This is a genomic window from Scytonema sp. UIC 10036 (genome assembly GCF_009725235.1).
On sequence record NZ_WJFC01000056.1, the window covers coordinates 1 to 25,510 of the forward strand.

At 40.4% G+C, this 25,510-nt stretch carries 22 protein-coding genes and 1 CRISPR repeat array; of the genes, 9 read left to right on the plus strand and 13 right to left on the minus strand.

Annotated features, from left to right (window positions below; all coding sequences use genetic code 11):
* The first annotated feature begins 98 nt into the window (after positions 1-98).
* Positions 99-418: a CRISPR direct-repeat array (repeat unit 36 nt; unit sequence CTTTGGCTTTTTATAAGTCGAATCAAAATGGAAACT).
* Between the two features lie 553 nt (positions 419-971).
* Positions 972-1,376: a type II toxin-antitoxin system PemK/MazF family toxin gene (locus F7734_RS25000; RefSeq protein WP_155747308.1), complete on the minus strand. Its 405-nt coding sequence runs from the start codon at positions 1,374-1,376 to the stop codon at positions 972-974.
* On the minus strand, positions 1,361-1,642 hold the full coding sequence (locus F7734_RS25005; RefSeq protein ID WP_155747310.1) for a hypothetical protein: 282 nt from the start codon (positions 1,640-1,642) through the stop codon (positions 1,361-1,363). The genes F7734_RS25000 and F7734_RS25005 overlap by 16 nt, the downstream gene beginning before the upstream one ends.
* 555 nt (positions 1,643-2,197) lie before the next feature.
* Here F7734_RS25005 and cas1 point away from each other — a divergent pair.
* From cas1 to F7734_RS25035, 6 genes are all read left to right on the plus strand, one after another.
* Entirely contained in the window at positions 2,198-3,238 is a 1,041-nt protein-coding gene (cas1, locus tag F7734_RS25010) for a CRISPR-associated endonuclease Cas1 (RefSeq protein ID WP_155747312.1), read from the plus strand.
* A gap of 2 nt (positions 3,239-3,240) precedes the next feature.
* On the plus strand, positions 3,241-3,519 hold the full coding sequence (cas2, locus tag F7734_RS25015; protein WP_155747314.1) for a CRISPR-associated endonuclease Cas2: 279 nt from the start codon (positions 3,241-3,243) through the stop codon (positions 3,517-3,519).
* A 368-nt stretch (positions 3,520-3,887) separates the two neighbouring features.
* Positions 3,888-4,160, plus strand: a complete 273-nt coding sequence (locus F7734_RS25020) for a hypothetical protein (protein WP_155747316.1) — start codon at positions 3,888-3,890, stop codon at positions 4,158-4,160.
* Between the two features lie 34 nt (positions 4,161-4,194).
* Entirely contained in the window at positions 4,195-4,488 is a 294-nt protein-coding gene (locus tag F7734_RS25025) for a hypothetical protein (protein ID WP_155747318.1), read from the plus strand.
* Between the two features lie 465 nt (positions 4,489-4,953).
* On the plus strand, positions 4,954-5,208 hold the full coding sequence (locus F7734_RS25030) for a hypothetical protein (protein ID WP_155747320.1): 255 nt from the start codon (positions 4,954-4,956) through the stop codon (positions 5,206-5,208).
* A gap of 173 nt (positions 5,209-5,381) precedes the next feature.
* Positions 5,382-5,597: a hypothetical protein gene (locus tag F7734_RS25035; protein WP_155747321.1), complete on the plus strand. Its 216-nt coding sequence runs from the start codon at positions 5,382-5,384 to the stop codon at positions 5,595-5,597.
* Positions 5,598-5,628: 31 nt separating this feature from the next.
* Here F7734_RS25035 and F7734_RS25040 read toward each other — a convergent pair whose 3' ends face one another.
* Positions 5,629-7,347 carry a hypothetical protein gene (locus tag F7734_RS25040; protein ID WP_155747323.1) on the minus strand — a complete coding sequence of 573 codons (1,719 nt, stop codon included), beginning with the start codon at positions 7,345-7,347 and terminating at the stop codon, positions 5,629-5,631.
* Here F7734_RS25040 and F7734_RS25045 point away from each other — a divergent pair.
* Positions 7,310-7,645 (plus strand): DUF2887 domain-containing protein, encoded by a 336-nt coding sequence (locus F7734_RS25045; RefSeq protein WP_155747325.1) that lies wholly within the window; start codon positions 7,310-7,312, stop codon positions 7,643-7,645. The two genes, F7734_RS25040 and F7734_RS25045, sit on opposite strands and share 38 nt — an antisense overlap.
* Positions 7,646-7,952: 307 nt before the next feature.
* On the opposite strand, the gene F7734_RS25050 is transcribed toward F7734_RS25045, so the two are convergent.
* The 8 genes from F7734_RS25050 to F7734_RS25085 all read right to left on the minus strand — a co-directional run bounded on the left by F7734_RS25050 (position 7,953) and on the right by F7734_RS25085 (position 20,741).
* The gene (locus F7734_RS25050) at positions 7,953-9,788 is read right to left on the minus strand and encodes an RAMP superfamily CRISPR-associated protein (RefSeq protein WP_155747327.1); all 1,836 of its coding nucleotides are present in this window, start codon (positions 9,786-9,788) and stop codon (positions 7,953-7,955) included.
* Positions 9,789-9,912: 124 nt separating this feature from the next.
* Positions 9,913-10,332 (minus strand): hypothetical protein, encoded by a 420-nt coding sequence (locus F7734_RS25055; protein ID WP_155747329.1) that lies wholly within the window; start codon positions 10,330-10,332, stop codon positions 9,913-9,915.
* A gap of 73 nt (positions 10,333-10,405) precedes the next feature.
* Positions 10,406-11,242 carry a type III-B CRISPR module RAMP protein Cmr4 gene (gene cmr4 / locus F7734_RS25060; RefSeq protein WP_166482134.1) on the minus strand — a complete coding sequence of 279 codons (837 nt, stop codon included), beginning with the start codon at positions 11,240-11,242 and terminating at the stop codon, positions 10,406-10,408.
* 2 nt (positions 11,243-11,244) lie between these two features.
* Positions 11,245-12,486: a type III-B CRISPR module-associated Cmr3 family protein gene (locus F7734_RS25065; RefSeq protein WP_155747332.1), complete on the minus strand. Its 1,242-nt coding sequence runs from the start codon at positions 12,484-12,486 to the stop codon at positions 11,245-11,247.
* Between the two features lie 79 nt (positions 12,487-12,565).
* A complete protein-coding gene (locus tag F7734_RS25070) occupies positions 12,566-15,697 on the minus strand; it encodes a type III-B CRISPR-associated protein Cas10/Cmr2 (protein ID WP_155747334.1) in 3,132 nt (1,043 codons plus the stop codon).
* A gap of 1,237 nt (positions 15,698-16,934) precedes the next feature.
* On the minus strand, positions 16,935-18,164 hold the full coding sequence (locus tag F7734_RS25075) for a hypothetical protein (RefSeq protein WP_155747336.1): 1,230 nt from the start codon (positions 18,162-18,164) through the stop codon (positions 16,935-16,937).
* Positions 18,165-18,512: 348 nt separating this feature from the next.
* Positions 18,513-19,754, minus strand: a complete 1,242-nt coding sequence (locus F7734_RS25080) for a cysteine desulfurase-like protein (protein ID WP_155747338.1) — start codon at positions 19,752-19,754, stop codon at positions 18,513-18,515.
* A 303-nt stretch (positions 19,755-20,057) separates the two neighbouring features.
* Positions 20,058-20,741: a 2OG-Fe dioxygenase family protein gene (locus F7734_RS25085; RefSeq protein ID WP_155747340.1), complete on the minus strand. Its 684-nt coding sequence runs from the start codon at positions 20,739-20,741 to the stop codon at positions 20,058-20,060.
* A gap of 718 nt (positions 20,742-21,459) precedes the next feature.
* On the opposite strand from F7734_RS25085, the gene F7734_RS25090 reads away from it, so the two are divergent.
* Positions 21,460-22,212 (plus strand): Uma2 family endonuclease, encoded by a 753-nt coding sequence (locus tag F7734_RS25090; RefSeq protein ID WP_155747341.1) that lies wholly within the window; start codon positions 21,460-21,462, stop codon positions 22,210-22,212.
* A gap of 5 nt (positions 22,213-22,217) precedes the next feature.
* Here F7734_RS25090 and F7734_RS25095 read toward each other — a convergent pair whose 3' ends face one another.
* Entirely contained in the window at positions 22,218-25,058 is a 2,841-nt protein-coding gene (locus F7734_RS25095) for a tetratricopeptide repeat protein (RefSeq protein ID WP_155747343.1), read from the minus strand.
* Between the two features lie 89 nt (positions 25,059-25,147).
* Positions 25,148-25,294, minus strand: a complete 147-nt coding sequence (locus tag F7734_RS62225) for a hypothetical protein (protein ID WP_155747345.1) — start codon at positions 25,292-25,294, stop codon at positions 25,148-25,150.
* Between F7734_RS62225 and F7734_RS25105 the strand changes: the two genes are divergently transcribed.
* Positions 25,288-25,458 (plus strand): hypothetical protein, encoded by a 171-nt coding sequence (locus F7734_RS25105; RefSeq protein WP_155747347.1) that lies wholly within the window; start codon positions 25,288-25,290, stop codon positions 25,456-25,458. The two genes, F7734_RS62225 and F7734_RS25105, sit on opposite strands and share 7 nt — an antisense overlap.
* The last annotated feature ends 52 nt before the right edge of the window (positions 25,459-25,510 follow it).

The window sequence follows — 25,510 nt, forward strand, 5'->3', positions numbered from 1 at the left end:
AACTAATTTATATTTAATTATACTTTGTCTTTCTATATCTAAATATAAATATTATTCTTCATCTTCATATGTTTATTTGTGGGTCATAATAGATACAGCTTTGGCTTTTTATAAGTCGAATCAAAATGGAAACTTGAATCAGGAATATTATTAAATACAATATTTTGTCTTTGGCTTTTTATAAGTCGAATCAAAATGGAAACATTATAAGTAATAATGCTAGCATGCAGAAAATATAACTTTGGCTTTTTATAAGTCGAATCAAAATGGAAACTGTCTTCATTTAAAATACCAAGCCAACGCATAAAATCTTTGGCTTTTTATAAGTCGAATCAAAATGGAAACTAATCAGAAGATTATTTACGGCAAGCAGTTTTAACGGCTTTGGCTTTTTATAAGTCGAATCAAAATGGAAACTTACTACATGTACTACGCCCGTTCCACGAGATAATTTATTTCTTGGAAAGCCCTTAGCTCAACATTTACCTAGACCGTGGGAGCGCTATTTAAAACCTCATTATGATAAGATTGTCACTTCAAGTACGTATAAATGTGCGAACCCACAGTTTATTATGTGTTACGCCAATAGAACTACTAGTTAATTCAGCATCAACAGTGCGTGGTAGGGTAATTTCTTCATAATATTTATCTTGCTCGTCCCAATAACCGCACACTTTATAATTACATAAAGAGAGATGTTATTTAACAAGTGTAGTGAATCTATGTTTTGTAATATATCAGTCAAATCATGCCAAACTGGGTGATTTTTTAATTCAATATTACTCATATCTGATTTGGAATTAATGTTCTGTTGCTAAACCAGGACAGTACAAGACTCCATCTATAAATTTGGCATGAAACCGAAGATCGCCGCCTTTACCAAGGTTCATAACGATACGGCTGAAGCCGTTAAGCGAAGCTTAACGCGCTTAGTAGAGAGCTGTATCTTGGATATTATCACCGCGATCGCTTTACGATTTCGGGCGGTTACCTCGTTCTAAAGCTTTTGACGTTGGAGGTGGAGGTTCTGATGGCTTCTGTAAAATTTCAATGATTTTGTTAATAACTTCATTAATTTTTTCATCCTTAAGATTCCCTATGTATCGAATGACATTGCTTTTCTCAACCGTTGCAATAATGTTAGGGCGAATATAGCAAGGACTTAAGTTAAGTTGACCGACTCTGAAGTCTTGGTCTTCTAACTTAATTTCATAGTCTCTACCTGGTTTACTGGTAATCGGACAGACTATAATATTGTTGCTGTCTGATTCTGCAACAATCAAAGCTGGTCTTTTTTTTGTTGCTGATGCATTGGAAAAGGGGAAAGGAACTGAAATTACATCCCCTCGGACAAAGTGTTCTATAGATCCTTCCAAGCTTCGTCTTCCTCTGGATTGAGCCAAATTTTGTTTAGTGATGTCTCACTCAACTCAAGAAAATCTTTCACTAATTCTTGAGAATCATCTGAGTCACTATCTTGTAAGCCGTTCACTCGTTCAAGTGATAGTCCTGTCAATTTTGCAACTCGATCTTTATCAATTCCGTCCCGTAACATATTGAGTGCAACTTGGTTTAATCCCTGTTGCAAACCTTGTTCCCATGCTTCGCGTAACGTTGCTCTTTCAATTACAGAGTCCTGCATATTCGTTAGTTGTTACTTTGTCGTGCTCTTTTCAATATCTTGGATGTTACTACCACGATACTCCTTCAAAGTGGTTTTCGACCATCGTATTTACCAAGGTTGATAGCGCAGGCTAAAGTAAACGCCATCATCCTGAAGATTATTACCCCCAGGGCAAACGCATCTAAATTCTGTAATCCATGCCCAGCAAGGGTTTCAAATTTTAGTTACAAAACTAAACAATGGGTGAAACCTTTGCTAAGTAAGGATTCTAAAAATAAGATGCCTTTGCCCTGACTATAATTATAATCCCTAAATCCATATCAGGGAAGCAGTGACTGATTAGTAAGGGTGAGTTTTTCATGACTTATCCCAAGTCATATAACTCATATACAAACTCATATAAAAATCGTTTTTACTCAGATACATACTCATATAGGCATCTGAGAAGATGGAATTAAGTCAAAAGTAAAAGATAAAAGGTCGGTCACTGGAATGAATTTCCCCAAATCAAGCTAGCGACAAACCTAAAAACTCTTTCTTCCTTTGACTTTACACTTTTACTTCACCAAACTCATGTCTACCATATACATTACAGATCCAAACGCCTCGTTCAAACTTCAAAACAAGTATTTGAAGGTCTTTCAACAAGAGAAGCAGCGTTTCTTAATCCGCATTAGCAACATTAGCCAATTCATCATCTTTGGTAATTTGATATTACCAAAAGATATCGTGCAGATTATCCGTTTAAATCAAATTCCAGTCTTGTATTTAACCCAAACGGGTGAATATATCGGACGTGTAGAAAACCCATCTCCAGTCCAAACGAAATACCTAAATTACCAGCGCCAACGCTTGCGCGATACTGAATTTAACCGCGCAACTGCAGAAAGTATAATTTGGGCAAAACTGCACAATCAACACGCTTTTCTGCAAAATTGGACTCGTCAGTATACATTGCAAAATACCGACCCCACCATCAAACGTGCATTAAATTATTTGGAACTGTTGATGGATAATCTATCAGTTGCACCATCTATTAATGAATTGCACGAGTATATTCAAGAAGCAGACAAAATCCACTACTCTGCTGTTGCTTACCTACTTGCATTCCATAACCAATGTCCCCACGTAACTACAAAACAAATTAATAAATTCTTAAATCTGGGACATCAACTGCTACATCAATATATTTACACCCATCTCCAAACCGCAGGGCTTCACCCAGATTATGGAATTTTACACTGCGATCGCGATCGCGAACTTCCCTTAGCATGGGACTTGAGTGCAGAATTTCACGCCCCCATTGTTGACGATATGGTGTTGTATTTTACCCGTCATCTTGCTAACGCTAATGGGAATGGGAATAAATATTACACTCCCATCCAACGTTTTCTGCAACATTGGGAAGGAAAATTGAAAACTTGCGTGCTGCATCCCTATGCAGGAGAAATCACTTACCGCCAGTGTATAGATTTGCAGGTAAAGGAATATATTTCATCCTTGCTAGGGGATGTGGAATATTATCGCCCCTTGGCATTGAAATTTCACCCAAATCCTCACAATTTCACCAACATCGTTGAAACCCAGAAACCGATACTAACCTTGGTGAAGTAGTTATGTTTTATCTCGTTTGCTACGACATTGTTAGTGACACCCGTCGCAATAAAGTATCAAAACTTCTTGAAAGCTATGGGTTGCGGGTACAAAAGTCTGTGTTTGAGTGTGTCTTGGATGAGAAACAATTTGAAAGCTTATCCAAATATCTGAAACGACTTGTGAACCGACGCGAAGACCAAGTGAGATTTTATCCCATGAGCGCACACAGTCGTTGCAAAGTTGCAGTCGTAGGGACACAACCCGAATTGAGCATTGATGATGCAGCATTTATTGTTTGAGTAATACCATTTTGGATTTTAGATTTTAGATTTTGGATTGAGAAAGTCATATCTAGACTGGGTTTGGGCTAACTACATATCAGAAACTTACTTCTTTTTCCACAAGATTACCTATTTACAGCAGTTTTCACCTAAGTGAACCACACTATGCTCTTGTAGTCTATTAACCGGAAAATTGCTGTAATTAACCTTACTAGGCGCAGAGGTCACAGAGAAAGGAGTTAGAGAGATATAGGATGTAGAAACGTTGCATACAATGTCTCTACAATCCAAAATCCAAAATTCACAATCCACAATCCAAAATCCAAAATCTAAAATCCAAAATCATTTGGGCTTTCGGTCAAGTTTGGATATATGGAAACAATTGAATGCAAATTCAATCTGTCAAGTTTTGTTTGATTTTTGCTCCTAAAGCCCAAAAACAACTTGATGATTTACCAAAAAAAGACCGCAAGCAATACGACAAAGCTTTTGAATGTTTCGCTCATAATGGTCCTGCTTATCGCAGTTTGAGAACCCATCGCTATCGTAACAAAGACAGTAGTGATATTTGGAGTTCTTCTGCATCTATGGCAAAGCGGTTTTATTGGCGTTATGTCAAAGGAGAAATGATTGAGGTAACACACATAGATTCACATTAGACATTCCAATCTCTCACTCATTACGCTACTCATCATGTCCAATCCCCGTCAAATAACTGCACGCGAACTGCATTTAATTCTACTTTACAGTCATTGGGAGTTCGGTATGTCACCAGCAGAATTTTATTCAAAGTGGGATGTCAGTTACGAACAGATAGCTTTGATATGTTCCCGTTCTGATTCTACTGTACGTAGTTGGTTTAGGAAAGGTAAAAAACAACGCCATCCAACGCGCAATGATTCGCTACACCTGGCTTTTATGGACTTATTGCTCGAACACTTTGAGGAGATTCCCCATGAAGTACTGCAATGGTTACATTTTAATTAGCCTTGTATGCACTGATTGAATTATTTGTCAATAGCATCTTGCTCTGTCTTTACAAGTTTGTGCTAGCTAGAGTGGTGTGAGTTAATTCAAAGTTAGCGATCGCGAGTAATTCGCATTGTTGAGCGAGTTCTCAGGAGTGTGAAATACTTCAGAAACATCGTATTTGGATTAACTGGCTTCACTTGAAGTCGATGTAATGGAAACGGAAACAAAATATCTCAGTTTTTACTGATATTAAATCTTGTGGGGTGGGGGAGGACGCCCATTTTATTACGTCCTCGTCCGCCCGTTTTATTACATCCTCGCCTGCTTATTTCGTTGACTATGTCTATAAACAGGGCGCTGAAGCGCAACTACAAACCTAAAAGCCCCTCTATGCTCTATCTGCGTTTTTTCGACTGACTATGCAGTATCATGAGAATATATAGGTAAAAAATCGCTCTCGTTGCTTTGGGAAGTGTGGTAATGACAGAAAAGACAATAGAGATTATTCAATCTCAATTGCTGGAAATATTGTCTCAATTGCCTTTGTCTTCGCAAGAGGAAGTCTTAGACTTTACTATTTCTCTGTATCAGAAAAAACTGACTCAGCAATGGAACGCTATTTCTGATGAAGAAGCAGCAATGCTAAAAACTGAGTTCGCTGAGGAAGATTTAGCTTTTGCACAAGCCGCTTTAGCTGACTATCTTCTCCTGCTTCAGAATTCACAACAACAGTAGTAGTTGTTCCTGTAACTAGTAATTTGCGACGTGCTAAAGTACTAGGTACATTGATACAGAGAGTTAAAGCACAACTACACATCCAAACATTATCTATGCTTTAGCTTAGTTTTTTCGTATAATAATATTACCTTCAGGCGAAAGTAGTTTTACACAAGAATCTGTGGCTATCTATGGTGTCTCATGAGTTAGTAGAACAATTACGCAGGCTCAATCGCGTAGATAAACTAGAAGTCATTCAACTCTTAGTTGCGGATCTAGCTTCTGAAGAAACTAATCTTATCAAATCTGGGGCGTCATATCCTGTTTGGTCTCCCTATGATGCGGTAGAAGCTGCTAATATCATGTTAGAAGCATTAAATCCGGAAACTTCTCGAAATCATGGGTAATTCAGCACGATATTCTTTCAAAGCTTGAATTTCAGCAGAGGTTAGCTGATGAGTGAAGTAGATTTCGAGTTTCAATTAACTGACTGACTACCCAATCGCGAATATCTGAGTAGATATAGTAAGATGTATTATTAAGACCAACAAATTTATTTTTAGGCTGATTGAGCATCCATGAAGTTTGATTGCTAATATTAGTTATTTCTACTAATATTTCATCTGGCTCGCAGGCTACGCTGGCAAATTGTTCATCTTTATTGAGATTTTTCTTATCCCGAGCTAATGACTTCTGCATACTTTCTAGAGAAACACCTTTGGCACTATGAACAATTTCGTTTCTCTTTTCAATCCAATAATCTAACTTTGTTAAAGACTCAGTGATTTTCTGCCAAGCTGTTTTTTCTTTTAAATTACCTCTATATTGAATCAGAGCATTGACAAAATTACGTTTACTAAATCTTCCGGGTAAGCGATAGGGAAATTTATTATTACATTTGCTTCCCTCGTTCTTTTCAAATTGTTTCCATAAATCAGTCTCAACCTTACTTTTATTCAGGAACCAATCATCAGGATAATTAACTTTATCAAAATACTGCAATCCTTCTAATCCTTGGATTAAGTCATGTAAAGTTTCTTCACAGAAAGAGGCTAGTCTAGATAAGAAATTGGCAATTTGATTAAGCTCCCAATAGATACGACATTGAGTATAAAGATTTAACAGTCTATCATAATTATTATCTGCTACTAAGTTAAACAATAATTTGCGGAAAGGATGACTTTCTGGTCTTTTCAAATCTTGACTTGCTTTGAAATTATCCAAATTAAAGCAATCAACTGCAATTTCTAAAGCAGCAATAATCTGTTCAATCTTGACTTGGCTGTTGTTGACATTAGAATCGGCGATATTTTCTTGAATTAAAATTTGTAAGTATCTTTGCCAATCCTGAAGTAATTGAATCGAACCATCAAAATCCCAACGTTGTAATAGCTTGTTTATAGCTTGATATTTTTGACTGCGAATATATTGCCAGTAAGCATTTAATTTACAAGATGAGGGTTCTCCATTTAAAACCTTGATAATATTTAACTCCGGTTCTAAATTAGCTTGAAATTCAACCATAGATGCCATTGCTTGGATTCGCAAAGCAGTTTGCATTTGTCCCGTACCACCTTTAATACTAATCAAAATCTTGTTTTGTCCTGGGCTAACTCTACTAAAAAACTTATAGTAAAGATTAAACAAAGCATCTTGCTCCACTGCTTTAGTCTTAATAATTTCTGAATGAAGTGTTAAATCTGGTATTTCTTTTTTTAACCACTTTTGTAAGATGTTAAATAAATATATCGTATCTTTAAGACGACCAGATTTTTCCTCTTCAGATTGGTCTGTCACGAAACAATAAACTTCTGTTACTTGAAATTTCTCTATTGCAGTCGTTATAATGCCCCAAATTCTACCAGGACGCAACCTCTGATGCCAAAAGTCAGGATTTTGTTCGTAGGCTTTGAAGATTTCTTGAGTCAAATCTCGAAAAGAAGCAAATTTATCCAATTTTAATTCTTCGCATAAAAATTCTTGAACAAAAGCTTCGCGTTGGTTCCATAATGCTTCCTCGTTAGAGCCGGAAGGAGGTAATATAATATTCGGTTCGTAGCGGTCAAAGTTGATAGGAAAATAGTATCCTTCTATTTTGACAGATAGGTCGGAAGTGCAAATGGTAACACAAGCAAAACAATTAATTGAACGGGTCAAGGCTTCTGAGCCAAGCACTCTCCCGAAGGATGACATAATGGAGGTAATCACAACCATCGCCGTTTACAAGTTTATTAATCTGAGTCGTGTTGAGGTGGAAGCCATGTTGGGAATTGATTTAGAGCAAACTAGAGTTTATCAAGAAGCAAAAGAAGAAGGTCGTCAAGAAGGTCGAGAAGCATTAACATTGGAACTGGTATCGCGAATGTTAGCACGCGGTATGACACAACAAGAGGTAGCAGATTTACTAGGGTTAACTCTTGCACAAGTCCGACAAATCGTCCAAGCAGAATCTTAAGAACGACTGAGGTTCAAGGCGTTATTCGCGACCAGATTATTTGACGAAATAATCATTAAGAAGGATTGATACTTAAAGAATTTGTGCTGGTGCGATCTGAGTATGCATTGTCCCAGCCAAAGGTTGGGAACCAGAGAAAGTGCAAATACGAACTTTTAATTAACTGGTAGGAATCTAAACTTACGTGAGTTCGACGATTTACCCCCCTTAATCCCCCCTTATAAAGGGGGGAAATTGAATTTCCAATTCCCTCCCCTTTACAAGGGGAGGGTTAGGGTGGGGTCGCTTTAATTTCGTCGAACTCACATTAAACTTCTCTAGAGTCTGTCACGGGAGATTGTTTTTGCCTTAACTTGTCAAAATAGCGTTGGCGACGGGGGTTGTTAACTCCAAAAATCGTCACAACATCAAAACCTTGATTGCTAAAACCTGTCTCCTTGAAAGGACTACCAACACGCGCAATCCAAATAGGCGATCGCTCGTTAATTGAACCGCACAATTGGCGATCGTAACCGTTTTCTCCTCTTGCTTCCTGATGCAATAATGCTAAAGCTGGAGGTTTACCACCCATCATGTTACCTTGAACGCAGATAATACGACAATTGCTGTCAATCGCCTCAGCCCAATGACCATTATTTTCTGCTGTTCTAGGTTGGGTAGAATTGCAAACTAACCCTGTTAATGTTGACAGATGTGTATAAAAGTAATTCAGACGACTGCAAAAACGTTTCTGAAAACTATCTAACTGCGGCGGACAAAACCAATAGTTATTTTCTTGATTTAAGCTGATTAGCTTAACACTCGAACCACGCCACCAAGGAGCAAAATCTCTATCTTGTCGGGAATAACAAGGTCGTCTTGCTCCTTGACCGACACCACCCATATGAAATGTCAACCAAGTTAAACTGGCTAGGAGATTGGTAAGAGCATTTTGCTGTTCTGGGAGCAATTTTTTAAACACTGGTGATTGTCGTACAATCAACGTCCCTGTTGCAAATCCGCACTCCTCTTCTCTATCGCTCGCGTTATCGCGTACAACTCTACCATCAGGAATTTCTAACTGAAACATTCCCATTCTAGCTTCAGGGTCAATACCTCCAAAAACTCTTAATTCCCAATCTTTAACTGCACTTGCATCTAAGACTCCCAGGGCTAACGTCCGGAACCAGTAACGCAATATGGAACGAAATGCAGGAGGACGAACCTCCGATTGTGCAATACCTGGAGGTTTCCACTCAGGTCGATCTCTTTTTTCTTGCCAATTACTAAAATACTGTCTCCCGTGAATTAATTGTCCGCGCAGTTGGAATCTTACCGAGAGAATTTCTTTAGCTTTCTTTGGCTGTTCCTGTTGAGCGATAATTTCAAACGTTCCGTAACCGCTATTCACTCTAGAACCAATACCTTGAGCAAGCCCTTTAAACAACCAGCGCTGTACGTGTTTGAGAATAGTAGAATCTGCTCCACTCGCCAAACGCAATCCAATGATAAATCTGGGTTTGCGAAGCGATAAAAAGACATTCGGATTCGCCCTGTACTGCGGAATGCGATCGCTATCCCAAGTCCAGATAGAATTTGCCATATCAGGTACCAATCCTTCCATCTCGTCTTCATCTTCCGTATCCGCAAACGGTAACGGATAAGCATCTAAAAAAATCACCCTTCCCATACAAGCCGTAGGTTCAATCTCGCCAAAAATATCCCGGACTTGTTCTGGAGTCACGCGAGGTGCTTTAGTAGAGAGTTCGCGCTCCGCCATTTCTCGCGCCACCCCTTTTAAAGTTGTACTGGGGATATATGGTATTCCCAAAGCATCAAAAGCAGGTAGCAACATTGACTCCGGACCCCGCATTCCACCCACACGAACCCGCCAAGTTGCTTTCACTTCAAAGTGTACTTCAGCCATTCGTCGCGTTCGTTCTGTAAGTTGTAGCAAGCGATCGCGATAATCGCTACGACTCAGTAATTCATCCAAGAGTTCTAGAACTTCACCATTATTGACCAAGCTAACTTGCGAATTGTTATTAGGATTTTCTCGCAAAAGCCGCATCCAGCGCAGATATTCAACAAAACTTGCGTCACTTCCAGGATTGGGATTGCGATGTAAAGGATGATTTAGCCAAGGGTTTGTGGGAATTGGCATTGTAACTCCTAAAGTGTTGATTAAACCTCTTGCAAAAATCTTTTTAAAAATCACGCAAAGTCGCAAAGTCGCAAAGATTTTCTTAGCGCCTTGGCGTCTTTGCGTGAAAATTCATGATAATTATTCAACCGGACATGATATTACTTGTTTTCTGTTTGGCGTATAATGACTCCGCCCAAAATGAAAACTCACGCGCCACCTGAAGCGCTACTCCTGTCACTCCCAAGTATTCTGAAGCTGACATTCCAGTGAGTCTCTCTAAACCGGCTGAACCTTCAAGTGGGTTTGAGCGATCGTTAGGAAAGACTAATTGGTTTAGGGTTTTAAAGAAACACCTCACAACCTTCTGCTTTTGTGCTTGATTGACTAATGCAGCATCTTCACCTTTTAATCGCAATAATCCCCAAGTAGAAATATAGGTATATAATTCAACGGCTTGATTTTTCTGTTCGTCGTGATGTTTGGAATCTTGGGTGCTATCTTTGACTTCTTTGAGGTTTGTATAAACCTTTATGGAAATTTTACGAGGGTCGTAATTTATCATTTGTTTTCCTATTTGTAGTTACTCTTTCTTCTCCTCTTTCTCTGCGCTCTCTGCGTCTCTGCGGTTCATTTAATTAAGTAATCTTCGTTCGAGACAAGAGTAATTCTGGTGTCCACAATTCCACCAAACCTCGTCCCAGACTTTCTTGTCCGCCAAACTGCCAAATATTTTGGTTGTCAAATACTTGCTTTAATTCAGTACAAGCAGTATGACCGTTACCATTAGCAGTTGTTGTACTTCCCCAAGGAAAATACATCAAAGTTTCTGGTGGAATTGCTTCCTCGTAGCGAAAACCCGCATTTTCTGCAAGGACTTTACCTTCTCCTAAATTTACCCGTACTTGCTGCCATAAACTTGTTTGAATGAGAACTTTACAGTCAGTATTGGAGAGAATTAATGCCTTATCAATTGTCTCTGATACCGCATTTCCCTTGGGAATGTAATCTTTCCAATTTGACCATTCATGAAGTTCTATAGCTTGGAAAATTGCATCTTTTAAATAAAGTTGATTCCTATTACCACCGCTAAAACTATTTGCTTGAGGTAAAGGTAAAGTTGGATCGTGCAATCGCAGCCAGCGTCTTAGTAAAAATGGCGATGTAATCCACACAATACCGTGACTGAGGGAAGGAATTGGAAACCAGAGAATTGCAGCATCTCCAATCCAAAGTGCTCCTTGAGTTAAGTTATTATCTCCATGTTGCTGTACGTCCTCAATTGTGTTTCCCCATAAAATTTTCTGTCTCTCTTTTGGGGTACTCGCACGAATTCTCCCCCTAATTCCACCCCCAGACATATAAGGTAAATCTGTATGTGCTTCGCGAGCAATTCCAACTGTATTCCCTTCTTGACTTGCTCCTCCAGTGTGTAATGGTGATAACAGATATATATAAGATAAGTTAGTCTTCACAGTCACTTGCTCCAAAGTAAAATTCCGTAATTTAAACTAGCTAGCGTATCCAACCACTTCCACTCAGGCTGAGTCTCCATCTGAATTTTCGCCCGTTCCTGCGATCGCAACTCATAACTTGGCAAAACGCGACCAATATCACCTACCCCATGCTTAAAGCAATACACTGTACCGGGTGGTACAAACGCCCTTTGGGGTAACATGGGTGTTTTCGCAAAGACAGATTTACCGCCCCAAAGAATTGCGCGATCGCTCGCACAACCCACAAGATATTCACCCCAAGCATGGGGATAAACACCGTATATATGTTTTTCTGGGTCACTTTGAGCAAGCCCTGGAGTCAAAAGGTAAGCTTTGCGACTCCCATCAGATGGTTGTCTAAAGGATTCAATCTTCTCCCAATCGGGTAAACTATCAAGAGGAAACACCAAAGCATGGTGTCCTTCACCGCCCAATCGCACAACAGATGATTCAATTGTGGCATCCATTGCAACAACCAATTGCCAATGAGTGTGCAAGCGGACTGCAACTTCAGTAAAATAACCATCTTCATCTTTTACCTGTCGCTGACCTGGTTCCATTTGAATGTGCGGTAACACTTGGATGCTCCAAGGGTCAGAATGAAAATCTTCAGGGTTGGTTAAACTTTCTCCTTGGAGGTAACGAACTAAAGCAGAAGCCTTAATCCAAGAAGAGGGACGACCGCTAATCCATTCATCCTTTCCCCTTTCTGCAAGGCTATTGCTTGGGTTCTCATTCTCGGAAACTGTGGGAGGAACCATTGGTAAAAGTTGTCGTTTGGGCTGAGTTCCAGATTGATTGTGAGAAAGGGAACCCGAACCACAAGTAATATATTGCCACTCCGGGTTACCAAGATCTAATGGTTGCAAGCAAACAAGACGCGACCATTCCTTCAATTCTCCAATTTTGTCATATTCTGGATTTTCCTCCGGGTTCTGACTGCGTTGCTTCAGACACAGCAAGTCTTTGGGAGTTGGGAGCCAAAGTTCTTTCCCTGATAACGTATCGCGCAGCAAAAATGGTCCCAGAAATTGCAGCTTTAATTTTGACGGTTGCTTATCCGCGATCGCTTCACCGGAATTAACAACCCAACGTAACGCTTGAAAAACCGTATTTGGCATTGGCGGAAACATTCCCTTCGCCCAAGCACCTTCCCCAGGGGAAAAAGGTTTTGCTTCACGAAAGAGTAAGACATTGAGTGGCTCAATTGCGTACAATTGCATAATTTGTCATTTGTCATTGGTCATTTGTCATTGGTCATTTGTCATTAGCAATTAGCCATTAGCAATTAGCCATTAGCCATTAGCAATTAGCCATTAGCCATGCAGTGAATCTCAACAACATGGCAATATCTTGGGGTTGACTTCCTAAAGCGAGAGTTTTGCTTGGGCGAGTGGTTTCTCTCGTACACCAAGCCCACTCTTCCCATTCATCCAACCACTTCAAAAGTGCATCTTCCACTGCTTGGGGAATTTCTACATCTCTGCTGGATAACACCACCTTGGCAACTTTTTGAAATAGGCGATCGCTTGAAGTAATCTCAGCATGACGGGGTAATTCCTCCGCTAAACGATACAGTACCGGACTCAGATCGAGGTTGTCGTACCTTTGACTTGCTTGGATAAAATCCCACCACCCTGACAGTAAATGACCTTTCATAAATGCTTCCAGAGTATTACCCGAACCGTAAATGACTCGGAAGCACAAACCATCTTTGTCAGGAATTTTTTTCCCTTCACCAGAGTTTTCTCTATTGGGAACAACTCCACCTACCAGCTTCTTCGCTCCTTCTTTTTCCGCATCCCATAGTTTTTCTAACACGGTTGGTAACGGAACGCTTTTGTGAGCAATGACGATTCCCAAACTCATTGTTGCATCTTCACCCATTGTAAATAACGGACGGAGGGGAATAGCAGATGGTTTTTGATTTATATTTTGTGTATTCCATTGCCAATAACCACCTTTATCAATAAACTCTCCTTGTGGGTCTTTTGCACCGCACCAAGCCGCACGAAGAGAAAGCAAAAACCCTGGTAAATCTGCAAGGGGTAGAGCAACCATTACATCATCACCACCACTATAAATCACCCTTCCGCAAAAACGCTGCTCGGTAATATAAGGGACTAAACGGTTAGAGAAATCTAGTAAAGCTCGATTGAGTCCAACGTGAGTTGCTGGTCCCATGCGTTTGCGAGTTTTTTCAAGTAATTCCTTTAAATCTTCATCGTTGATGTTGCTTCTATCCAATAAATCCTCAACAAGATATTTTTGGTAACACTTTAACTTACGTCCGTTAACATAACCCCCCATCCCATCACCATCGCCAAGTACCAACACCCACCAATCTGCAGGACTCGCATCACCAAAGTGTTTTTTTTGTACTTTATCGATCGCACCTCGCAGTGTGTTTGTTTCACTTGGATTTAAATTCATGTCATCAGCCAGCCACTTGCTAGAAAACATGACCCCGTTATAACCATTACCGTAATTTGTCCTCTCTTTTAAAGCCGCATCTGCACGTTTGACTTGGAAAGGACGACGGGTGCGAGAACAAAATATATCGTGTTTTAACTTGAGTTCTTTGTAAATTTCGCGTCGTAAATCATCCCAATATTCCTCAACTTTTTCGGGATAATCGGTAGCAAAACGTGCAGCAGCTATGGAACAAAGATTGGGAAAACGAATCAAATTTTCATAGTTATCTTCGTTGTTGTTCTCGCTATCATTTAGAACTCCCAACGATTCTGCGACACCACCGTGTTTCCAAGACATCCGCTTAGTTAATTCAATAGCATTCAATTTTTCCGAACCATTAAAGAATCCAGGATAAGCAAGTCCCATGACACGCCAAAATAAACGTAAGGATTCTGAAGGAATTCCCAATCCATTTTGAAACTGTTGGTAAACAAACCGAGGATGCACTGCACTATATTGACCGGAGAGAGTTGAACGTTCCCCAGGTGCAACGGGAATTTGCCAAGCACGAGTGTTTTTAATAGCTTGAATTGTATTACCAAGACGCGCTTGTAAGCTTCCCCATAAAGAACCAACATTAATTTTATGATAAGCTTTAAGTTCGGCTTGGCTGGGGATGTCGATAATTGGTCTGGCAATTTGATTTTGTAATTTTACCCATTCTGTTATCAATTGTTGGCGTTGATTTTCCTCCAAATTTGTTGTATCAATTTCTAAGGGTTGTTTGGGATGTCCTAAGGGAATGCCAACAAAGTACGTTTCCCAAGTATTTTCAATTTGAGCATCCCATAATTTGTTCCATTCCCAACATCCTTGTTGACGAAACTGCTTGAGTTCTTTCTTTAAATTTTCTAACTCAAAATTTGGAAATTCGCTAGATATTTGATGACAAATTTCTTCAATAGCATTTTCCTTATCTAGTAAATTTCTGACTTTTTCTTTAATACAGGCTCGTACTTTCTGGCTCATCTCAAGCCATTTTGCTTTGAGAAGTTCGTCAAGCGTCTTGCCTAATTCAGCGACACTTTTTTGATTGGGAACTAAAACAGTGATAACATTGGGAAAACCTGCTGTACTTAAACTTTGGGCTTGTAAATTATCTTTAAAATGAGTCGCAGGGTCATGATATTGTGTAAAATTCTGAATTTTTAGAGTCTCATTTCTAAATATGAACGCATCAATAATTTCCTGATTCCACAGGGAAGGAGTAATCACTGCATCAGGTCCATAAACTTTTGCGGCTTCAAAACAAAGTAATGCACTGAAATAATGCAGCAAAAATGAACCAGCCCAAAAGTCAAGAAACTTCCGCGAGGATTTGATAAATTCTTGGACTGGAGAAAAATTAAATAAGAGTAAATAGGGAAGTTGATTCAACGTCTCTCCAGGTTTTTCCACAAAAGGAATAGAATCCGTTGAATTTCCTTCTTCCTGTTCCTCTGATTGAGCTGGGGTTAAGTTGGACTCGTGAAAAATTGCTCCAGTGAGTGCAGAAACTGTACTCTGGTAACTGTGCAACGGACAGTCTGGTAAGATGCGGTGTGTGGGAATCAGCAGAGCATTTTCTGAATCTTGACGTGCGAGTTGTTCGGGAAAGTACCGCCAAAACCACCAAAATACTTTGATGACATCCTCTTCGCCTGCAATTGTACTGATATCTATGGGCGTATTAAATGCTGAAACATTAATATTTTGTTCCTGTCCGCTAATGGGGTGGCGAACTGCGATGTTATTTTTCTGTCCATAGGCTGCAGTAGAATTCAGGTTAATTCGATCTGAGGAACTACTAATACTTGTCGTTGTCTGAGCGCCTACACTTTCCCACCAGTCCTGCAATTCCTGTAAATATGGTGCCAAACACTTTAATCTCTCATAGATATATAATGTATCTGTACCAAGCCAATCGACTGTTTCAAGCGATCGGACTAACGCATACAGCTTGCGGTGATAAACATTCATGGTTATTACCAGTGACTTAATTGCAATTTATACCATTGCCTTGCAATTCGTTCTCGTTTTTATGCGAATGACAAATAAAAGTATATATTTATACAAAAATTTTGACTTTTGGTTACTTAAGTATTATTTAAGGTTTAGAACCATACTATGTTCTTGTGGTACAGGCGAGGACGCCCACTCCACACTCTGGTTGTCTATAATTCCTATCCCGCTCAACTATTACTTAATTAAATGAACCGCAAAGACGCGAAGTACACGAAGAAAGAGGAGAAAAAGAAAGCCAGTTAGAGGATGTTTGAAAAGTCATGATTGATGTATCAAATATTTTTACCCCACCCTAACCCAGACCGATGTATTAGTCCGGGAACCGGATTTCTCTTATTTCCCCCCTTTCCAAGGGGGGACTAAGGGGGGTAATAATGTGATTAAAATGACAACAAACCACTTTTCAAACAACCTCTTATAGCAGTCCTAAATCATTTGTAAAATAAATTAACCGCAGAGGGCGCACCAGAGCGCAGAGAGAGGTATCAGAAATTTTTACGACTCGTTTAGGATTGCTATATAAAAAGCCAAAGTTTGTTTGTGGAAAAGTGAAGCCGCAGTGTTGCATTTCATTTCCATTTTAATTCGACTTATAAAAAGCCAAAGCCTTTATAATGCTCACACTATCAAAAATGGTAATGATTTCCATTTTAATTCGACTTATAAAAAGCCAAAGTCTACCGCTCAAAAGCATTGCCCTGAGCCAATCCTACAACAGTTTTTCGTGGGATGCAAATTTTTCGAGAGATAATTGACAATATCTGTCATTAAAGACCTTCCAAGAACGCCTCAAACTGTTACCTGGAGAGTGATTTGTGGGATAGAACGAGAGAATCAGGGTTTCAGCCATTGTTCCTATCCCACGAAAAGTCAATGAAAATAATAAATTAAGTAACAAAATGTGAGAAGTAAAAAGTAAAGAAAAGGTAAAAACAAGACCCCTAACTTCATTGATGATGCAGTTGGTTAATGGTAGGTGACTATTTTTTACGTCTGGTTCCGGTAGTTCTACCTGGGAATGTAGACTGCGTGGCTCTATAGAGCGCTTCTTGTAATGTACACCGGAGGCGGAGCCTCTAGTAAGGCATTCCCAGGCTCCGCCTGGGAACGAGGTGGGGGGTTGGGGGGTCTAACTTTTTATTTGCTAACAGCATCTATTGAGAAGTTGGGGAGCTAAGTCGTGATGTATGCGCTAAAGCGCTACTACGAACGGTAACTTAACAACGATGGGACAAGAAGTATCTTGATATATCTCTGCTCTTAATGGTTTGTGTATGAGTTCATACCAAAGATGACCTACTCGTGCATCGAATCCTTCTGGTTGACCTCTCATAAACAGATGTACGCACTTAGCATAATTGCTGGGTAACAACTGCCACGAAAAATGGCTTTTATGACCAATGTGTGGATGAGTTAAAAAATTTAAATGCACGTTTGTCATTAAACCGTATGCTGGATAGGGAGGCTCGCTAGACCCAATGGCAAACCAATCAAATACGGGAAAAACTTGCTGGATATCTTCTGTCCGTCCCATGTTCATATGGGCAAAGTAACGAGCAGCAAAATCGGGATAAACGACTTCTTGCCGATCGCTAACCGTGTCTTGTTCTACCCTAGGCTTTCCTTTAACATAAAGTTCTTCAACTAAGTAGTTTGCACCAGCGTATAAGCTAATAACTCTGTAGAGTTCGCAAATGAAATGCCGCTTACTGCCTGTTGTTGGCTCTGCACGGATATAATCGAAGGGTTCTGAGGCAATAGTTATGCTTGCTCGTACTGAACCGCTAGAATGAGATACCAATCGGTATGAATGATTGAACAAGCTGATATTGTAGTATTGCGATGCAGGATGAAATTGTTCTGGTAACAAGAGTTCATCGACTTGCATACAGCGCTTTTCTGGATCTTGTCCGATCCATTCTCCTTTTGCAGCCCGGAATGGATCGAGAAGTTCTTGGTAGTCAAGTTGTACGCTTGTTGCTGAACCAGAAAACCAGTTTTGGGAATTATCTTCGGGTGCGGGTATGAGGTTGAACCAAATGACAAGGCGGCTGTTGGAGAGTCTGACTCCTCGCGCCTGTCCTGATGCACTGTAAACAACTTCTAAAGATGGCTCAACTAACCCTGAGAAAACGGGTTTGCCTCGATCCAGTCTGACAAAGGTTGAAGCTAACACTTCATCTTCGGAACCAGGTGGAATGACTTTTGGTAAAGAAAAAACTAAGGTATCGCGAGAGGAATCCTCTGGATCGATGCGATCGACTTGAGCATTGAGTGGTGTGTGTGACAGGTCACGCAAATCGCTTAAAACCAGTTCTTCAGGTAATATTTGAAATTGCTGGTAGATAGGTTGCCAGGGAATTGTAAAGTGACCTCCCCGCCAGTAATTGGAGGGGTTGAAAATAGAAAGTAGGGATGGCATGTTATTGGTTAGTGGTTAGTGGTTGGTGGTTAGTGGTTGGTGGTTAGTAGTTAGTAGTTAGTGGTTATACCGTTTTCAGATGAAGATGCTTAGAAAGAACCTCACCGCCTCTGCCTTTATCTTTCCTTACCCCCCTTAATCCCCCCTTATAAAGGGGGGAAACAGGAAATTTAAGTCCCTCCCCCTTATAAAGGCTACGGTGTACACGTAAGTCGAATTTACCCCCCTTAGTCCCCCCTTGGAAAGGGGGGAAATTGAATTTCCGATTCCCTCCCCTTTCCAAGGGGAGGGTTAGGGTGGGGTAAAAATAATGTGCGGCTTCATAGAACAACTATCAACTAACAACTATCAACTAACCACTAACAATTCATTCAAAAAACGATGAATTTCTTCAACAGTGTTGTAGTGTGTCAGCCCGATCCGCAAGAGTCCTCCGCTTGACTCGACTCCCAATTTCTCGGTAAGACCAAGTGCGTAAAAGTTTCCGTTCCAGGTAAAGATACCGCGATCGCCTAAAGTTTTCGCAACTGTCTGAGGGGTGCGTTCAGCAAATCGAATTCCAACAGTTGGTGTTCGCCAGTCAAACCTGGTTGGATTGGTAATACCATAGAGAGTTACACCGGAAATTTGTAGCAATCCTGAAATCAACTCGTGGCTGAGTTCTTTTTCGTATTGCTTAATTCCCAACATGCCTGCTACTAGAGCTTGTCGGCGGTTACCAACATCTGGTAAAAGTTGGTGACCTATTTCCGCTAGGTAGTCAATTGCTGCTACCATCCCCGCCAATCCTTCAAAGTTTTGCGTCCCAGTTTCCCAACATGTGGGAATTTCTTCTGGAGCGGGTTGCACTTTGTAGGGACGCAGGCGAGTTAGATGTTCGCGTTTTGCATACATAACTCCGACATGGGGTCCGAAAAATTTATAGGCGGAACAACAGAGAAAGTCGCAATCGATCGCACGCACGTCTATTGGTCCGTGAGGTGCATAGTGAACGGCGTCTACAAAAACCATTGCTCCAACAGCACGAGCGAGTTTTACGATTTCTGCAATGTCGTTGATTGTACCTACCGCATTGGATGCATACCCCACTGCTACCAGTCGCGTCCGTTCGTTGATTTGCTGCTTGAGATGGTTCATGTCTAGGGTACAGTCTTCTACATTGATATCAACTGTACGAATGACAGCACCTTGTTCGGAAAGTGCGTACCAAGGGGAGACATTAGCATAGTGGTCAAGTTTGGTAACGATGATTTCATCACCGGGTTGCAGTTCTCGACCAATGGCTCGACTGATGGTGAAAGTGAGTGTAGTCATGTTAGCACCAAAGACCACTTCGTCAACATCACAGCCTAACAAATCGGCGCTCGCTAAACGTGCCGATACCACAAGTGCGTCTGTTCTCTCACTGGTGGCAAAAGCCCCATGTGCGTTAGCATTTGACTTTATCAAGTATTCTGCGATCGCATTGACTACTGGGCTTGGGACTTGAGTACCACCCGGTCCATCAAAAAAGATCGCGGGTTGACCATCAATCTGTTGGGAGAGAGCGGGAAAGCGATCGCGTATCCACTTTAAATCTAGGTCAACCATCGTAGAACACTCCTTTATACAATTTTGCATTCACCTCGTTCCCAGGTAGAACCTACCTCGTTCCCAGGCAGAACCTACCTCGTTCCCAGGCAGAGCCTGGGAATGCCTTGGAGCGGAGGCGGAGCCTCCTGTACCGATTGACGCGAGGCGGAGCCTCGCAGTATGCATTCCCAGGTAGAACCTGGGAACGAGAAAACGAGAAAAAACGAGAAAAACGAGAAACTATTCTTGAAGAAGTCAGGGATCTGAGCGTGGGATGGGCGTCCTCGCCTGTCCCTTATATAGGAACTCACTTCCCAATCCCTAATCCCCTTTATTATCCTCAGGATTTAACCCCGGACAAGTTATCACAAACACATCCCTCACCCCAATTTCTGCAGAGAGTGCTTTGATAGCCGTCGTAAAGTGGAATAAGTTGCGATCGCTAAACACTACCAATTCTCCAGGATTGAGAATTTTGGTAAAAATTGGATTATCGCTCTTAGATTTATAGAGATGAGTTTCGCCTCCTTCAATTCCCTCTCTATTCACCGCAAAAATCCCAATCATATCAACTCCGTCTTTGTGAATTCCCTCAGGTGCTGGATTTCCGATTTTTCCTGGGTAAGCAACGATTCTAATTTGATGAACTGCCACTTCTGTATGAGTTGAGCAAATTTTACAGAACTCAAAAAATTCCAACACAATTCTTTGGAAGTCTTTAACCTTGATAAGTTCATCTTCAAGTTCTGCAAACTCTCTGACTACATTACCCAACAAAGGATTGTATGTTTTTGCCTGATAAAAAGCTCTATGAGGTAATTTGACCAACCCCTCTTCTACAACCTTGAAATGAGATAAGCGCCTAAAGCGGTAATTATCTTTTATATATGGATCTACAGGCAGATTGTTATAAAACGGCTTTATGTTATGCACATTGACAGCTGCAACACTGTCCAAAGCATAGCTAGTGATGCAATCAAAAACTTCTTTTCTTAATTCCAACATATGATTATCCTCCTTGGCTGAATATTAAGTAGCCAAGTTAACAATTAAAAGATTGGGGTTGGCTCTATAGTCAGACCCAAAGCCAAAAAATTCAGTTAAAATTCATACGCTTTCGCTACCAATAAAAAATTTCTGCAGAGCAAATGGTTATGAGTGATGCTCGACTTTTATTGGTGGCTAGACGACTCAAAGTGTCGGTTTGACTTGGAAAAAGTTAAAGTTTCTTAACTTTTAAATCCAAATACTGTTTAAGTTTATTTAACCTTGTTCTTTGCCCTCTTTTCTTGCGGTGCTCTTTTCATACACCTTTACCCTTAATTATATGCAAGGAAAAATTGAGTTGCAACAGAGGTCTAAATATTGTTCATAAATTCTTTATCTTGAAATTCCTCAGTGAAATCTCTGATCCCCAGTAATTTTAGTAAAATTATCTATCTGTTACTTTAGTGAAGGTCTTCTCAAACAAACCTTTCTCTACAAGATTAAGGCAATCAAATGCTATTAAGAACGAGCTACCCATGCCTGACAGTAAATTCACTCTTAGCAAAGTTATATAGTAATCTTAAATGATTCATAAAAAATTTTAAGTACCCTAGGGTAGGGATATGACATAAAAATCATGCTTTTGGTGGGCATTGCCCAACGCCGAGCCTTAAAGAAACTATTCCCTGAGCTAGTTATAGGGGAGTAAAATAATATAACTTACCACGATGTCACCATGTCTCAGCAATTGTTTCACATAGAAGAAATCGCCATCCCTGACATTAACGACCTAGTCATTGAGGATGATACCCCAGTGGACAACTTTCAGTCAGAAAAGCAGCAACGACTGCTTGTGGAACCGCTTTATAGCTCGCGTGTGCTGCCAGCTCCTTTTATTGTCGCTGCCAATGTGGGAATATTCTATGCCGTTAAGCAAGATCCTGTGGTTCCAGATGCTTTTTTAAGCTTGGGCGTGCAAATGCCAGCTGACTGGTCGCAAAAGAAAAACCGCAGTTACTTTGTGTGGGAATTTGGCAAAGCCCCAGAAGTGGTTATAGAAATTGTTTCTAACAGGGTTGGAAAGGAACTGGATAGCAAAAAGAACACCTACGCAAAAATAGGAGTAGCCTACTACGCAGTATTTGACCCCTTACGGCAGATTCAAGAGCCAGAACAAATGAATGGGGAACTGTTACGTGTCTTTTCGTTAAATGCAGGTAAGTATGTGGAACTGACACAACCTTGGCTAGAAACCGCCGGGCTGGGATTAACGCTTTGGGAGGGTGAGTTTGAAGAACACCCAGGAACATGGCTGCGCTGGTGCGATCGTAATGGTCAGGTGATTCCCACTGGAGCTGAACGGGCTGACCATGAGCAACAACGGGCTGACCGCGAACGACAAAGAGCCAATGAAGCTGAATTGAGAGCGCAACGGTTAGCTGAACAGCTACGAGCGATGGGTGTTGAGATTGACCCTAGCCAACTTTAAATATCTTACTCCCCTACCAACTCTTGAAAACGCTTATCAGCCGCAATGTCATCAAAATCTATGTCACTGGCTGCTTGTTCCTTAAAGTTAGGATTGAGGTTGATTGCTTTTTGCAAATTTTCCACAGATGATTTAACCTGCCTCTGCATGGCAAAACAGATCGCTTTGTTATAGTAGGCATTGGCATAATCCGGTTTAATTCCCAATGCCTTATCAAAGCTTTCAATTGCTTCATCATCTCGCCCAAGCATAACTAGAGAGTAACCTCGGTTATTCCAAGCTTTATGAGAGTTAGGCTTAAATTTGATAGCTTTATCAAAACAAACAACAGCGTCCTCATCCTGTTCTAACTCTTGCAACGCCAAACCCCGATTTAACCACGCCACTCCATCATCTGGTTTAACTTTCGTAGCTTTTTTAAAAGCAATCAAAGCTTCTTTATGTCTTCCCAAGTATCCCAGTGCTACACCGACATCAACCCAAGCTTGGTGGTAATCGGGCTTAAGTTTCAAAGCTTGCTCGTAGGAATCTATTGCTTCTCTATATTGTTTTAATCTTCCTAAAGTCATGCCTCGGTTTAACCAAGCTGCAGGGTTGTTTGATTGAATCTCAATTGCTTTGTTGTAAGCAGCAAGTGCATCTTCATAGTTCTTTTGGGCAAAAAGAACTTCTCCCTGTTTGATATAATCATCTGCTTGAGAATCCGTTTGAGTGTCAGGAGATGCTGGAACTATTTCAATTAAGCGATCGCTAATCGGTTCTGTACTCACAGTAGCAATAACTTCGCTGCTCACCTCTTGCGGTTGTTGCAATATCTCTTGTACTTCTTCCTGTACTTTGTTCTCCACCACAGAGGTTACAGGTTCCACAGTCACTTGAGAAGCAATATCAGATATCTGTTCGAGAATTGCGTCTTTTCGCTGTAGCGCATCTTGTTGCAATTCAGAGAGTTGAGAAACAAATTCCGATTCCAATTTTTCTAGTTTTTCCAGAGCGATCGCTTTTTCTTGTTGAGCATCTTTCTGTAACTCAGAGAATTGATAAGTCAATTCATTTCCCGATTTTTCTAAATCTTCAAGGATAATTTGTTGTTTCCGTTGAGCATCTACCCGTAACTTAGACAGTTGTGAGGCAAATTCCGTTCTCAGCTGCTTTAAAGTTTCAATAACTTTATTTTTTTGTTGCTCTATATCAGACTCAAATCCAGATGCATAGGATTTCAGTTGATTTTCCAACTCTTTTAAACTGTCATGAGTTGCATTCTTTTGGTTTTGAGCACCAACTTTTAATTCAGCAAGTTGAGAAGCAAATTCTGTCTGCAATTGTTCCAAATTCGTCAGAACTTGATTCCGGTGTTGTTCTGCATCTGAATGCAATCCTGAAACTTGTGATGTAAACTCTAACTGAGATTTTGCCAAATCTTCCAGAGCCATATCTTTTTGCCGTTGTATTCCTGACTTCAACTCTGTCAATTGAGAAGCAAATTCTGCCTGTAATTGCTCCAAGTTTGCCAGAACTTGATTCCGGCGTTGTTCCGCATCTGAATGCAATCCTGAAACTTGTGACGTAAACTCTGACTGAGATTTTGCCAAATCTTCCACAGCAATATCTTTTTGCCGTTTTATTCCTGACTTCAACTCTGTCAATTGAGAAGCAAATTCTGTCTGCAATTGCTCCAAATTTGCCAAAACTTGATTCCGGTGTTGTTCTGCATCTGAATGCAACCCGGAAACTTGTAATGTAAACTCTGACTGAGATTTTGCCAAATCTTCCAGAGCAATATCTTTTTGCCGTTGTATTCCTGACTTCAACTCTGTCAACTGAGAAGCAAAGTCTGTCTGTAATTGCTCCAAATTTGCTACAACTTGATTTCGGCGTTTTTCTGCATCTAAATGCAACCCGGAAATTTGGGATGTCAACTCTGACTGAGATTTTGCCAAATCCTCAAGTGCGATATCTTTCTGCTGTTGTATTCCTAATTTTAACTCTGCCAATTGAGAAGCAAATTCTATTTGTAACTGCTCCAAATTTCCTATAATATTATTCTTTCTTTGTTCTGCCTCTAAATGCAATGTCGAAATTTGTGAGGAAAACTCTGACCGAGTTTTTGCCAAATCTTCAAGGGCGATATCTCTTTCCTGTTGTACTCCCGATTTCATCTCTACAAGTTGAGAAGTAAATTCATATTCCAACTCACCTAAATTATTCAGAGTCAGGTTTCTTTTCTGTTGAGCTTGAGATTCAAACTGAGATAAGTAAGAAGCAAACTCGGATTCTAAAGTTTGTACCTCTTGTTGGGATTTTTGTATTAAACCTGTGATTTCCGCTAATATCCGATCTTTAGATTGAGAGATTTCAAATGGAACTTTGGATAAACTTTCTTGTTCTATTTTGATTTTTTGTTGTAGAGTTTCCGCTTCTTTTTCCAGTTCAGAGGAAACGTTTTTAATTTCGTATATAAGTTTTTGTGATTCTTGCTTGACAGTAACTAGTTGTTTTTCTAATTCTTCGAGTCCTTCTAGCCGTTCCATGGCTTTGTCCACAATTGCACGGATTGCCGCCCGTCGCAACAGCAGGAGTGAAGCAATGACTGTGACTGGAACAAGAGTAATTATACCCAGCCAAACATTGAGTAGTATAGTTGTACGTACAAAGGAACGTTGTTCCTCTGACCATTGTCCACCTTGTCCGCGATTTTGGCTTAACACTGAGGAGGTGGGCGCTACTTCTGAGGAGGAAGATGGTGGTTTTTGAGCAGTAGCAACACCAACGGACAATAAAAAAGGTGAAAAGACAATAGCGCTTCTCAACAGTAAGCTGAAGATAATTGGATTTTTGCTCTTCATAAAAACATTCTCTTTCCGTTGGTAAGTTCTCAAGCAGCACACTTATCCAATTTAGCAGTCTTCACCCTATCCTTGGGAGACGCTTTAAATTAAAAGGTGAGAATGTTAAAGCTTTTGGCGCTTGTAGTAGTACTACTGTTGTAGTACTTAAACGATAGATGTACTGACTCGTAGAGTCGATCGCGTTGAGGAACAACTTCAAAGAACTGACCAACAAATATCAAACCTGGTGGCATCGCAACAATCACTGGTGGAGTCTCAACGTTCTTTGCTTCAAAGCATGGAACGGTTGACTGTCGTGGAACAACAACTCCCCGAACAACAAGTCTCCACTAATGCCTCTGTAGAACGTTTAGACCGAATTTTGGATTATTTAATTAGACGTGATGGCGAGAGATAGTAGGTTGGGTTTCGTTCCTCAACCCAACCTACACAATATATTTGGCGATTTA